The sequence below is a fragment of the Prosthecobacter sp. genome, assembly GCF_044232965.1.
In the GTDB taxonomy this organism is placed as follows: Bacteria; Verrucomicrobiota; Verrucomicrobiia; order Verrucomicrobiales; family Verrucomicrobiaceae; genus Prosthecobacter.
The window spans coordinates 141,883-154,218 of record NZ_JBIIKX010000001.1; the positions used below are offsets into that span (position 1 = coordinate 141,883).

Consider the following 12,336-nt stretch of genomic DNA (forward strand, 5'->3'; position numbering starts at 1 on the left):
CTTCAGAACATCTGCTTCGACTCGCTGATGCGATGCCGCCAGTAATAAGGGATGCGCTTCGCATGCGCGATGGCCAGGATGACGACATTCTCATGCCACAGCATGTAGGCGATGTAGTACTCGCCAAAACGCGGCGTCAGGTTCACCCGGCGCACGATGCCAGCACGGATGTTGAAGAGCAGCGGGTTCTCGCAGATCTGCTGCCGGTAAGTCAGATAATGATGATTGAATGACTCGGCGAGTGCTTGATCAATCATCAAGTAGTGCCCGGCAGCTTCCTCCAGCTCGGTCTGAGCCGCCGGGTGAATGCGCCAGGGTTTCATGCGACTCTTTTTCGTTGGAGGCCATGCTTGGCGTAGAGGGCGTCCATCATGCGGTCTGATTCCTCCCCCGAAATCAGCTCCACGGTTCCATCCATCACCTCCTGCGCACGGCGGTTGATCTCCTCGTCCCAGGCGGCTTCCACGGAGCGTTCGTCTTCATTCAATGCGGGAAGAACATACTCCGATTGGATGTCGCGCAGCAGATCGTCCAGTTCGTCTTTTGGCAGACGGCGGATTTCACTTTTGATGCGTTCAACGGCGGCGGTCATGGGCGGATAGTAATGAATCGCGCCGGGTTTGTCGAGCCTTCACCTGAACCAGCCCTTGATGCGGTCAAACAAGCCGCGGCCTTGTCCCGGCTGCTGCATACGCTGCGGCGGCGGGGCGGCGTAGCCTTGGTGCTCCATGCAGAAGTTCTGCGGCACGAGGTCGTAGGGCAGGGCGTCCTCGTAGGCGGTGCCGGCGCGGCCGCAGCCGTCGGTGGCGAGCTGGCTGCTCACGCGGCAGAGCGTCACCTTGGTCAGCGGCAGCAGCACCTTCGGCACCTCCGTCTTGTAGCCGAGCGCGACGGCTTTCTTCATCACGTCCGCCCAGATCGGCAGGGAGAGCGTGCCACCATAGCCGCCTTCGATGATCGTCTGCGGCTTGTCGAGGCCCACCCACACGCCGCAGGTCAGGCGGTCCGTGTAACCGGCGAACCACGCGTCCTTGTAATCATTCGTCGTGCCGGTCTTGCCGCCGCCGGGTTCCTTGAAGCCGTATTCGCTGCGCAGGGAGGCCGCCGTGCCGCGATCAATCACCTGCGCGAGCATGAGGCGCATCATGTGGGCCACGCTGGGCGTGATGACCTCGGATTCGAGCACGGGCGTCTGGTAAATGACGTTCCCGGCCTTGTCGACGATACGGTCGATGAGGAACGGGCGACGGCGCAGGCCTTGATTTGGGAAAATGCTCATCGCACTGGTGAGTTGGCGCGGATTCCCGGCCAGATTGCCGATGAAAATCTGCGGCGTGCGCTGCGGCTTGCCAAAACCCGCGTTGGTGAGCAGGTCGATCACGCGATTGAGGCTGGCGTAGTTGCCGAGGCGCACCGTCATCGTGTTGCGGCTTTTCACCAGACCATCGGTGACGGTTGCGAGGCCGAGGAACTTGCCGTCTGAGTTCTGCGGACTCCAGCCGGGATCGGACTCGTCGATCTCGCCGGGCTGGATCGGTGCGTCATTGATCAGTGTGCCCGGCAGGAAGCCGGCGGCGACACCCGCAGCATACACGAACGGCTTCACCGTCGAGCCGATCTGCCTCTCGCCCTGCGTGGCGCGGTTGTACTTGCTGTGGCGGTAGTCACGCCCTCCCACGACGGCCAGGATGCCGCCGGTCTCGTTGTCCAGCATCATGAGCGAGGCCTGCAAATACGGCGTGCTGGTGATCTCCTGCGTGCCGTCCCAGGTCTTGTCAAAATCGGCCTTCTTCGGGTGCTGGTAGCTTTTCAGCTTCTCCACAGCAGCGAGGCGTTTTTCCACCGACTGCTCTGCCGCGTCCTGCAATTCCTTGTTCAGCGTGGTGAAGACCTGCAAGCCGCCGTCCTCGATCTCCTGCTGCTCCAAAATGAGATCGAGATCGCGGCGCACCGCGTCGAGCGCGTAACCGCCCTGGCTCTGAAACGCGGGCTGCGCATGCAGGGCGATGTCCGCATAACGCGCGGCCAGTTCCTCCTCCGGCGTGATGACTTTCGTCTCCAGCATGCGCTGCAGCACGGTGTCGCGCTCCTTGAGAGCACCCTCGTAATTGCGGAAGGGCGAGAAGCGCACCGGGCTGCGGATGATGCCCGCGATCATCGCCGCCTCGCTCAGATTGAGCTGGCTGGCATGCTTGCCGAAGTACACCTGGCTGGCCCGCTGCACGCCGTAGATGCCGGGGCCGTAAAAGATGCGGTTCACATAGTGCTCGATGATCTGCTCCTTCGACGCCGCCTTCTCGATGCGCCGCGCCAGCATCATCTCCACCAGCTTGCGGTGGATGCTGCGGTCGTCGAGATCGGGAAAGCTGTTGCGGGCGAGCTGCATCGTCAGCGTGCTCGCGCCCTGCACGATGCGCATGTCCTTGATGTTCCGCACCGCCGCGCGTGCCACGCCTTTCAAGTCCACACCGCTGTGGTTGTAAAAGCGCGAGTCCTCGCGGGCCAGCAGCGCTTTCACAAACCACGGCGACACCTCGCTCAGCGGCACGATGATGCGGTTCTCCCCATGCATGCGGCCGAGGATCTCGCCCTTGTAATCCATCACAATGGTGCGCTCCGGCATCTGACCGAGCTGGGTGAGGTCGTAATCCTTCGCCAGATGGCTGTACACGCCGATCACCACCGCCACCGTCAGCGTGCAGAGCAGGGAGCCGCCCATCAGCAGCATCATCGACAGCCGCTTGAAGGATTGCCAGCGCGTGAGCGTGCGCTTCACCGGTTTGCGGTCTTCAGGGGTCTTTTTTTTCATGCGGCAGGCATCGGGTCGCTGTTTTAAGCGAAAGATCAAGCCTCAGACGATGAACTCGGTGTGAACTTCAATTTCACAGTTCACTTTGCCGCTGAACCCGCTTGGATGAAGTGCGGCGGCACGCGGTAGGTTCGCGTGAGGATCTCATCTGACTGTGTGGCAGGTGCCAAAATCACCGCGTGGGCGTCCACACGAACCTTCATGCCCACCGATAGCGCGATATGATCTAAAGCGCTGCGCAGAGGAATCTCACGCACATCAAGGCTGATCTTCTTTCGTTTTTGCTCCTCGCTGGCACCCAGTATGATCACATTGATGTTCGCGTCGTCCCACCCGTCGAGCTTTTTCACGACTTGCTTCAAATAAGCCACCGCTTCCTCCAAGGTGACATCTTTGATTTTTACTTCGGGAAGGATGATCGTTCTTCGACTCTCCGCATGGGCTGAAGCCAGTCCCGCCAGGATTATCATGAAGCAACACCACATGAAGGCGACGCGAGATTGGGGGGACGGTAACGCTTTCATGAGGGGAATGAGTCAGATCTTATAAAAAGCCACCGCTGAATGCAATCCTACTTTGTCCGTGACATTCCACCGCCGAATCCCGTACCATCCGCGCGAACTCCATCCCACCCGACCATGAAAGCCATCTGTCTCACCCTGTTCCTCGCCACCACTCTTGGCGCGTCCGCCGCGCCGGTCGCCGCCTCCGCGCTCATCGAATCGCCGCAGACCGGCGGTTTGCAGCTCAAATCCCTCAGCTCGATCAGCTTCGGCCCGGAAGGGTTGCTGCTGGTCGCTGAACCCGGCACGGCCAGCGTCCTCGCCATTCAAACCGGCGATGTCGGCCCGGCGCAGGCGCGGCTGGGAAAACCGGTGGCGGACATCAGCGCGGTGATCGCCGACGGCCTCGGTGCGAAGAAGGAGGACATCACCGTCAAGGATCTCGCCGTGAATCAGGCCAGCGGCCGGGTGTATCTCGCCGTGCAGCGCCGACCGGACAACGCGGTCATGATCGTGGCCGTCGATGCCGCCGGCAAGGTGGCTCCGTTGAATCTCGATCCGCTGCCCTGGGTGCGTGTCACCCTGCCCGGCGGCACCGCCAGCAAGGTCACCAACATCACCGACGTCGCTTTCGACAAGGACCGCGTCTTCGCCACCGGCACCTGCAATGAGGAGTTCGCCTCCCGCATCTTCACCATCCCCGTGCCGATCAAGCATGGCGCGACCGCCAGCGTGTTCAGCGCGGAGACTTACCACGTCGCGCATCGCAAGTGGGAGACCAAGGCTCCGATCCAGAGTTTCGTGCCGTATTCGTCCAAAGAAGGCACCTACGTCGTCGGTGCCTTCGCCTGCACCCCGGTGGCCAAGTTTAAGGTCGATGACCTCGAAAGCGGCGCGCAGGTCAAAGGCGTGAGCATGGTGGAGCTCGGCAGCGGCAACCGCCCGCTCGATCTCTTCAGCTACGAGGACAAGAGCGGCAAGGAGTGGCTCGTCGTCCACACCCAGCGCTTCAAGCAGAACGCCTTCGGTCCCAGCAAGATGTGGGGCGCGCGCATCAGCATGGACTACCTCAACGCCGCCGAGACGAACGAAAAGGCCGCCCGTCGCGATGAAAAGGAGGCCAAAGGCCCCGACGGCATCGAGATCGTCGATGCGCTCTTCGGCGCCGTGCAGGTGGACAAGCTCAGCAACACCGAGATCGTCGTCCTGCGCGACACCGCAGGCACCCTGAGCCTCGAAGTGGCCGCGCTGCCGTGAAACGGTGGTTGGTTTTCTGCCTCCTCGGCGGCGTGATGCTTCACGCCGCCGAGCTTCGCATCAACGATCGAGGCCAGATCGAGGCCCCAGGCAGGGACGTGCGCGTGTTTCGCGGCGAGGCCGCCACGCCGCTGTTTGGCAGTGTCTCAAAGGATCACGACACCGTGCGTTTCGCGCCCACGCTGCCTTTGGTCGCCGGGGAGAGCTACCGCGTCGAGTTTCAAGCCACCGACGGCACCTGGAGCACGCAGCGCCTGCGTTTTGAGCTGCCGAAGGCGGAGAAACCCACGGTGAGCCTGTCCTCGCCCTCCGTGCTGCCCGCGAACGCGTTGAAGATCTACCTGCTCTTCAGCCAGCCGATGGAGCAGGGCGTGTTTCTCGACCGCATCACCCTGCATCGTCTGGATGGCAGTGTGGTGCAGGGAGCGTTTCGCGAGACCGAACTGTGGTCGCCCGATGGCAAACGCCTCACCCTCTGGCTGCATCCCGGACGGCAGAAGACCGGCGTGAATTTAAACACCGATGAAGGCCCCGTGCTGAGGGCGGGGGAGACGCACACGCTGAAAATCGCCGCGTCATGGCGCTCTTTCCAAGGTGTGGCCATGAAAGAGGAGGCTGTTTTTCACATCTTGGCCGGGCCGGTGGATCACACATGCCCCGATCCGAAGCACTGGCAGATACGCGTTCCCAAGGCCGGAACTCGTGGTCTGCTCTCGCTTGTTTTCGATGAAAGGCTTGATCCCGCCATGATCGCCTCCGCCTTCAGCGTTCAACGCGGGAAGACGCCGATCCCTGGCAGTGTGATGGTGTCCTCTGGTGCCCGCTCGTGGTCCTTCGCACCAGACAGCGCCTGGACCTCCGGCCCGCATACGATTCACATTGCCCCCCTGCTCGAAGACCTCGCCGGGAACAACCTCCAGCATCCCTTCGAGGTGGATCGCGACCAGCCAGCGCCGCCTGCCCGGACGACCGTGAAGTCGTTTGAGGTGCGGTAGGCGGTTCTTCTTCGCACTGGAGTTCCGCCTTGAGGCGCAATCCCGATCTGAAGGGTCGAGCCGGAGGCTTGCAAGAAAAAGAGCCGGTGGTGAAGCGAGGCCCGGCGAGCGAGAACCACCGGAGCCACCCGCAGACAACCACGTCTCTTTCACCGCGCCCTGGAAGGGCGCGAGAAGGGTGGGTGCCTTCTCCAAGCATGATCCCACCAAGCCCGCGTTCGTTTCTCGCGCTCCTGCCGGAGCGCGGAGGGTGGCAGAGTTGAGCGCGGTCCTTGGTCCGGTGGTTCCCGATGGCTGCGCCCTCTGCACCACCGGCTGAGCTCTTGCGGGCCTCCGGCTCGTTCATCCAAACCGGTGAGGCACAAGATTGCTTCACGGCATTGCCTTGAGGCGGCTCTGTTGAAGCGTCCACAGACCGGCTGCTGCGTAGCCGCGAAGGGAGCGCGGGCACTCCTGCCCGCTGTGTGGAAAGAAGAAGCGGACAAGAGTGTCCGCGCCCCTCCTCCTACCTCCGCAGCGCGGTGATCAGCTCGTCGAGCTTGTCGGCGATCTGCTGCACCTCGCTTTGCGTCGGCGGATCGCTCACCACCAGTCCCAGCAAGGCCACGCTGTTGCTGATGGCGCTGGTTCCGGCGATGGCAACGCTCAAGGCGGCGAGGGTCACCTCCCCCGGCGGACCTTGCGGCCCCGGCGTCCCTTCGATGCCTTGCTGTCCTGGCGGACCCTGCGGCCCTTGCGGGCCAGGAGGCCCTCCCGGCGGTCCATCGACACCCGGCGGGCCTTGAGGTCCAGGCGCACCATCGGCCCCCGGCGGCCCTTGCGGGCCTGGGGCACCGGCCGGCCCGTCATTTCCCGGCGGGCCATGGGGACCGGGAGCGCCATCATTTCCGGGCGGACCAGGCGCACCATCGTTGCCGTTGGAACCCGACGGGCCTTGCGGTCCCGGGGGGGCGCCGGGATCACCCTGCGGCCCTGGGGGACCCTCCGCTCCAGGCGGCCCCTGCGGCCCGGCGGGAATGGCGTCGATGAGATCCTTGAGGCCGTTGAGCTGACCGCGCATCTGGACGGCGTCGATCTCGGTGCCGGCCTGGGGAAGGGTGGGGTCGAACATAGACTTGGAGAAGTGGAGTGGAGGAGACGGGGAGAAGAGGGGGCGAATCAACAGGTCTCAATCCCGCCTATAAGTAACGAATGAGACGTTATTCATGTCCTCCAGGGAAGCGATGGGCTCTGCGTGTTGGAGGCACGGGCAAGCGAGGGCTTGCCCGGACTCTCCGGTGGCTTCACCCGAGGGCAGGACCGGTTGGCAGTCTGGGAAAGACTCGGGGGCGTCAGGTTGAGTGTAACGGTATTATAGTAATGAATGGAGCGCTGAGGAAGCGAGATGAGTCCGTGAAAGCTGTTACCGAAAGCGAGGTGGAAGTAGTGTGAATAGTGAATGTCACCACGTTGAACCACAATGATCGAATGGTGGTTAAACAGAAAGTGGCGTCATTGGCATTTCGGCCAATTCTGCCCCTCGGACGCCTGATGTTCCAGCGAGGAGCTTTTGCGGGTCGCCCTGGGAGCTGCGGAGTTTTAGCCGCCAGGCCGGATGGAGGTCTGGGAAGGGCAGGGGAGCGCGGCGGGGGCGTCACAGGAAGCTTGTATGTAACGCTGAAGAAACGAGGTGTCCGCGCTTGAGAGCGGGCAGCTGTCCGTGGCTGCCGAAATCGGCGGGTGGGGCATTCGGCTCTCCGACCCGGAGCCCTGGCGCGTGTTTGGACGGGGGCCAATGTAACGCTTTGTGTAACGCCTGGAAAACGGCGGAGTTGGCGGAGTTGGCGGTGGATGACGGTTGTTGACGCTGGTTGACAGTGGTTGGCAGAACTCTGGCACAACCACCGTCAACGGCGCGCAGCGCCCTCAACCATGCCATCCATGGTCAACGCGAGCGCAGCGAGCCTCCGGCTACGGGCTCACGGTCGCGCTGGCCACGTCGGTCCAGTCGCCGTTTTCCTGGCCGGCGTCCCAGAAGCGCAGCTTGTACTCCCGGATCTCCGGCTGGCCGGGCACGAGCAGCGGGCGCTCGTCCTCGAAGGGGGTGTCCTTGGAGATGCCCAGCAGCTCCCAGCCGCCGGTACCGCGTTTGGAGTACACCGCCACGGCATAGTGGCCGAATTTCTTGTACCGCACCTTGACGCAGTGGCAGCCGTCTCCCGTCTCGGTCTTCAGGGTGAACTCCGGCCGGTTGTGCTCCACCGTGTCCTCCTCGCCCACGATGCCGAGGTCCACGCCGATGTCTTCGGTGTAGCCTGACAGGCTCTTGATCGTCTTGACCAGCTTGAAGGTGCGGTCCAGCGCGCCGGGCAGCACCTCGGTGATGCCCACCGGCAGGGTCGGCAGGGCCGGCGCGTTGTAAGGGGTGAAGGCGAAGGCCTCGCCGCCCGTGCCGGTGGAGAGTTTGACCAGGGCGGCGGTGCAGGCCGGGGCAAACTCCCGCACATTGCCGATCCAGTCGCCCAGGCCGTAGGCCAGGTAGCGGTTATCGGCCACGGCCGCGTTGATCTGGGCCGTCGTCAGGCCCAGGGCCGCGCCGTAGGTTTGGAGCTTGGCGGCCAAGTTGCTGTGCCACTCGGGGCGCTCGGGCACCAGTTTGGGGTAGTAATCGTTGCGTTTCATTCGGGTGTGTCGGTTGTGGGTTCGGTGGTTGCGTGGCGTGGCAGCGGGCGGCGTTGCCGCAGGCGACCACAGAGCCCCGGAATTCCAACTGACGCCGCTGTTCCACAGCGGCATCAGCAGGCCCCCCGGGGTTTGAAAAGGTTGGAAAGGGAGGGGGCACGGTCTGGCCCCGCCGTCCGGTCAGGCGAATCCGGGGCTCCCCGGACTGAGCCCGGGAAACCACGGGATGAATCCGGGGAGTCACAGAACGAGCCCGGGAAGCCACGGACTGAGTCCGGGAAGCCACAGAACGAGCCCGGGAAACCCCGGACTGATTCCGGGAAACCCCAGAACGTGTCTGAGGAACCCCGGGCTGAGTCCGGGAAGCCACGGAACGAGCCCGGGAAACCCCGGGCTGAATCCGGGGAAGCCCGGAACGAGTCCGGGAAACCCCGGGCTGAATCCGGGGAGCCCCGGAATGAGTCTGAGGCACCCCGGAACCCATCCGGGAAGCCGCCGAACGAAGCCGGGAAACCACGGACTGAGCCCGGGAAACCCCGGGACGAGCCTGCGGAAGCGCTGGAGGCAGGGCAGGCCTCCCAGGCTGGCTTAGAGGCGTGGCGCGTCGTCTTCATGGGCCCAGCGTTCCATGACCGGCGGGAAAGGGAATCCCGGTTATCCGGGATCGGACTGGCGTGTTTTTTGCTGTCGCTCAGACGGGCGGAGAGGTTGGAAGCCGGGAGGTTTTTCCACCGGCGGGTCTTGCTCCCAGGGAAACCGCAGCCGCCAGTCCTTCTCGCCCGCGTGCCGGCGTTGTTCCCGGTGGCGGTACTTGCGCATCCAGCGGCGGGTCAGGCGCTCCAGTTCATCGGGGAAATAGCCCAGGACCAGGGCCACCCGGCTTTCGGTGTGCCAGCCCTCGGGGTGCTTGAAGTCCAGGTAATCCCGCAAGGATTGATCCCCCACCGGAGCCTCCCGCGCCAGCCAAGCCACGTTGAGGCCGTGGCGCTGGCAGACCAGCCAGCGCAGCACCCAGGCGATGCCCGCATGCAGCCGCTCCGTGTTGAGCCTGCGCCGTGGTGGCAAAGGCCGCCCCGCCCGGTGCGTCGTCCGGGATGGGGTGGATGAAGACGACTTCGCCTGCATGGCACGCGCGTGGTGCTGGGGGAGGCGGAGCCTCGCGGCCCCGCGTGGTTCTGTCCATTGGTCGGAAGACCAATGCCGGGCGCTTTTTTTCGCCGATGGCCCCGGTTTCGTAAATTGGCAGAACTGCCAATCAACCGCCTTTTTTTCATGGCTCCCCGAGTTGGAACAGGAGATCACAGAGGCAACGGAGACTCGAATCGAGCATCCAGCCTCAAGAATCGAGCTGCCAGCCTCCAGCATTCCTTGCCTTCGGATTCATCCCCCGCTTGGATGCTGACACTTCATGTTTGAACAAGCCTTCAAAAACATCGACGACGTCCTCTGGAAAGACGCCGGATGTACCAGTGAACTGGATTACACCGAGCAGACCTCCTGGCTGCTCTTCCTGAAATACCTCGACGCCCTGGAGCACGACAAGGCCACCGAAGCCGCCCTCGACGGCAAGCAATACACCCCCATTCTCGATGCGCCGTATCGCTGGGAAACCTGGGCCGCGCCCAAGGGCCCCGACGGCAAGATCGACCACAACACCGCGCTCACCGGCGACGACCTGATCCAGTTCGTCAACGCCAAGCTCTTCCCCTACCTGCACGGCTTCAAGGCCAAGGCCACCGGCCCGAACACCATCGAATACAAGATTGGTGAGATCTTTGGGGAGATTAAGAACCGGATTCAGAGCGGGTATAACTTGCGGGACATTATTGACGCGATTGACGAGCTCCGCTTCGCGTCACAGACGGAGAAGCATGAGCTGTCTCATTTGTATGAGGCCAAGATCAAGAACATGGGGAATGCGGGGCGCAATGGCGGTGAATACTACACCCCGCGCCCGCTGATCCGGGCCATCATCGCTGTCACGGCACCGAAGCTGGGGGAGACGCTGTGCGACCCCGCCGTCGGCTCGGCGGGCTTCTTGTGTGAGGCCTTTGATTACCTGAAGGCGCAGAACCCCAAGCGCAGCACCGCCCAGGACCGCACCCTGCAAGAGCGCACCCTCTACGGGAAGGAAAAGAAGTCCCTCGCCTACGTCATCGCGATCATGAACATGATCCTGCACGGCATCGAGGCACCCAACATCATCCACACCAACACGCTCGCCGAGAACCTCGCCGACGTGCAGGAAAAGGACCGCTTCAACATCATCCTGGCCAATCCGCCCTTCGGCGGCAAAGAGCGCAAGGAAGTGCAGCAAAACTTCCCCATCCGCACCGGCGAGACCGCGTTCCTCTTCCTCCAGCACTTCATCAAAATCCTCAAGGCCGGTGGCCGCGCCGGGATCGTCATCGAGAACACCTTCCTCTCCAACACCGACAACGCCTCCGTCAGCCTGCGGCAAAAGCTGCTCGAAGAATGCAACCTCCACACCGTGCTCGACTGCCCCGGCGGCACGTTCATCGGCGCGGGCGTGAAGACCGTGGTGCTGTTCTTTGAGAAAGGCACGAAGACGCGCAAAGTCTGGTTCTACCAGCTCGACCCCGGCCGGAACATGGGGAAGACGAACCCGCTGAATGATGCGGACCTCAGTGACTTCATTGACCGGCAGCGGACCTTTGCCGATTCGGCGAAGAGCTGGAGCGTGGACGTGGCGGACATTGATCGGAAGACGTTTGATTTGTCCGTGAAGAACCCCAACGGCGGCGAGGAAATCGCGCACCGCAGCCCGCAGGAAATCATGGACGAAATTGCCGCGCTGGACGCCGAGAGCGCGGAAGTGCTGGGCAACATCAAGGCGCTGCTATGAAGAAGGGGTGGCAGACAAAGAAGTTGAGCGATGTATGCCGCTTCATTGATTACCGTGGCAAAACGCCGGAGAAGACTGCCAGCGGAATGCGACTCATTACGGCTAAGAACGTGAAGATGGGCTTTCTCCAGCGGGAACCCTTGGAGTACGTCGCTCCAGAAAGTTACGACGCATGGATGACGCGCGGAATCCCGAAAGAGGGTGATGTCCTCTTCACGACCGAGGCACCTTTGGCAAACGTGGCACAACTCGATACCGACGAGCGCGTGGTGTTCGCGCAACGCATCATCATTCTTCAGCCAGTCGGGAGCGGCCTTGATAGGACGTTCCTCAAGTATCTCCTGCTCTCGGATACGATGCAGGGGATCATTCGCGAAAAAGGGACCGGCGCGACCGTCCAAGGAATCAAAGCGAGCCTACTCAAGGAGATCGAGATCAGCTTCCCACCGCTGGCCGAACAGCAGCGGATCGTCGGCCTGCTGGACGAAGCGTTTGAGGGCCTCGCCACCGCCAAAGCCAACGCCGAAAAGAACCTCCAAAACGCCCGCGCCCTCTTCGAAAGCCACCTCCAATCCGTCTTCACCCAGCGCGGCCCGGGGTGGGTGGATCGCACGCTGGATCAAGTTTGCATCGTTGAGCGAGGCAGCTCACCACGCCCGATCAAAGAGTATTTCACCACTGAGCCCGACGGTGTGAACTGGATCAAAATCGGCGACACCGAAGAAGGCGGAAAGTATGTCTATTCAACGGGACAAAAGATAACGCCCGAAGGCGCAAAGCAGTCTCGCTTCGTCAAGGAAGGCGATTTCATCCTCACAAACTCCATGTCTTATGGGCGGCCATACATCATGAAGACAAGCGGCTACATCCATGACGGTTGGTTCGTCTTGCGGTTGAACATGGCAATAGACACAGACTACTTTTACTACCTGCTTTCTTCGCCCGTCGTGCAGTTGCAATTCGCTTCGTTGGCTAGCGGTTCAGTTGTCAAAAACATCAGCGGCGACCTCGTGAAGAAAGCAGTCCTGCCGATTCCGCCGTTGGAGCATCAACACGTCATTGTCGAAAAGCTGATGGCGCTTGAAGAAGAAACCCAACGCCTCGCCCGCCTCTGCGAGCGGAAGCTGGCCGCGCTGGAGGCGTTGAAGAAGTCGCTACTGCATGAGGCGTTTAGCGGTGCATTGTGATTCCATGACCGAAGAACCCGCCGACATCCTTGAGATCGAACCCGCGTGGAGGCGGGAG

11 protein-coding genes are annotated in these 12,336 nt (G+C 62.4%); 4 read left to right on the forward strand and 7 right to left on the reverse strand.

All coding sequences use genetic code 11. The features are described from left to right. Window positions 1-2: 2 nt before the first annotated feature. The 4 genes from ACILSI_RS00610 to ACILSI_RS00625 form a co-directional block, all read right to left on the reverse strand. Window positions 3-323 carry a type II toxin-antitoxin system RelE/ParE family toxin gene (locus tag ACILSI_RS00610; RefSeq protein ID WP_395719889.1) on the reverse strand — a complete coding sequence of 107 codons (321 nt, stop codon included), beginning with the start codon at window positions 321-323 and terminating at the stop codon, window positions 3-5. Further along, window positions 320-592, reverse strand: a complete 273-nt coding sequence (locus ACILSI_RS00615) for an addiction module protein (RefSeq protein ID WP_395719890.1) — start codon at window positions 590-592, stop codon at window positions 320-322. The genes ACILSI_RS00610 and ACILSI_RS00615 overlap by 4 nt, the downstream gene beginning before the upstream one ends. A 39-nt stretch (window positions 593-631) precedes the next feature. Then, window positions 632-2,809: a transglycosylase domain-containing protein gene (locus ACILSI_RS00620; RefSeq protein WP_395719891.1), complete on the reverse strand. Its 2,178-nt coding sequence runs from the start codon at window positions 2,807-2,809 to the stop codon at window positions 632-634. An 80-nt stretch (window positions 2,810-2,889) separates the two neighbouring features. Beyond that, window positions 2,890-3,279, reverse strand: a complete 390-nt coding sequence (locus ACILSI_RS00625) for a hypothetical protein (protein WP_395719892.1) — start codon at window positions 3,277-3,279, stop codon at window positions 2,890-2,892. A 168-nt stretch (window positions 3,280-3,447) separates the two neighbouring features. On the opposite strand from ACILSI_RS00625, the gene ACILSI_RS00630 reads away from it, so the two are divergent. Continuing rightward, window positions 3,448-4,569, forward strand: coding sequence for a hypothetical protein (locus ACILSI_RS00630; RefSeq protein WP_395719893.1), 1,122 nt, complete (start codon window positions 3,448-3,450; stop codon window positions 4,567-4,569). Continuing rightward, on the forward strand, window positions 4,566-5,564 hold the full coding sequence (locus ACILSI_RS00635) for an Ig-like domain-containing protein (RefSeq protein ID WP_395719894.1): 999 nt from the start codon (window positions 4,566-4,568) through the stop codon (window positions 5,562-5,564). Before ACILSI_RS00630 ends, ACILSI_RS00635 begins: the two co-directional genes overlap by 4 nt. A 505-nt stretch (window positions 5,565-6,069) precedes the next feature. Here ACILSI_RS00635 and ACILSI_RS00640 read toward each other — a convergent pair. From ACILSI_RS00640 to ACILSI_RS00650, 3 genes are all read right to left on the reverse strand, one after another. After that, a complete protein-coding gene (locus tag ACILSI_RS00640; protein ID WP_395719895.1) occupies window positions 6,070-6,675 on the reverse strand; it encodes a hypothetical protein in 606 nt (201 codons plus the stop codon). Window positions 6,676-7,514: 839 nt separating this feature from the next. Next, window positions 7,515-8,225, reverse strand: a complete 711-nt coding sequence (locus ACILSI_RS00645) for a hypothetical protein (protein ID WP_395719896.1) — start codon at window positions 8,223-8,225, stop codon at window positions 7,515-7,517. Between the two features lie 654 nt (window positions 8,226-8,879). After that, entirely contained in the window at window positions 8,880-9,290 is a 411-nt protein-coding gene (locus ACILSI_RS00650; RefSeq protein ID WP_395719897.1) for a hypothetical protein, read from the reverse strand. A gap of 343 nt (window positions 9,291-9,633) precedes the next feature. Here ACILSI_RS00650 and ACILSI_RS00655 point away from each other — a divergent pair, with 343 nt between their 5' ends. Together ACILSI_RS00655 and ACILSI_RS00660 are read left to right on the forward strand one after the other, a co-directional pair. Continuing rightward, window positions 9,634-11,091, forward strand: coding sequence for an N-6 DNA methylase (locus tag ACILSI_RS00655; RefSeq protein WP_395719898.1), 1,458 nt, complete (start codon window positions 9,634-9,636; stop codon window positions 11,089-11,091). Next, window positions 11,088-12,278 (forward strand): restriction endonuclease subunit S, encoded by a 1,191-nt coding sequence (locus ACILSI_RS00660; RefSeq protein WP_395719899.1) that lies wholly within the window; start codon window positions 11,088-11,090, stop codon window positions 12,276-12,278. Before ACILSI_RS00655 ends, ACILSI_RS00660 begins: the two co-directional genes overlap by 4 nt. Window positions 12,279-12,336 lie beyond the last annotated feature (58 nt).

Bases quoted from the DNA above. Each gene is read 5' to 3' on its own strand.
- ACILSI_RS00610 (WP_395719889.1), bottom strand. From the start codon at position 323: ATGAAACCCTGGCGCATTCACCCGGCGGCTCAGACCGAGCTGGAGGAA.
- ACILSI_RS00615 (WP_395719890.1), bottom strand. From the start codon at position 592: ATGACCGCCGCCGTTGAACGCATCAAAAGTGAAATCCGCCGTCTGCCA.
- ACILSI_RS00620 (WP_395719891.1), bottom strand. From the start codon at position 2,809: ATGAAAAAAAAGACCCCTGAAGACCGCAAACCGGTGAAGCGCACGCTC.
- ACILSI_RS00625 (WP_395719892.1), bottom strand. From the start codon at position 3,279: ATGATAATCCTGGCGGGACTGGCTTCAGCCCATGCGGAGAGTCGAAGA.
- ACILSI_RS00630 (WP_395719893.1), top strand. From the start codon at position 3,448: ATGAAAGCCATCTGTCTCACCCTGTTCCTCGCCACCACTCTTGGCGCG.
- ACILSI_RS00640 (WP_395719895.1), bottom strand. From the start codon at position 6,675: ATGTTCGACCCCACCCTTCCCCAGGCCGGCACCGAGATCGACGCCGTC.
- ACILSI_RS00645 (WP_395719896.1), bottom strand. From the start codon at position 8,225: ATGAAACGCAACGATTACTACCCCAAACTGGTGCCCGAGCGCCCCGAG.
- ACILSI_RS00655 (WP_395719898.1), top strand. From the start codon at position 9,634: ATGTTTGAACAAGCCTTCAAAAACATCGACGACGTCCTCTGGAAAGAC.
- ACILSI_RS00660 (WP_395719899.1), top strand. From the start codon at position 11,088: ATGAAGAAGGGGTGGCAGACAAAGAAGTTGAGCGATGTATGCCGCTTC.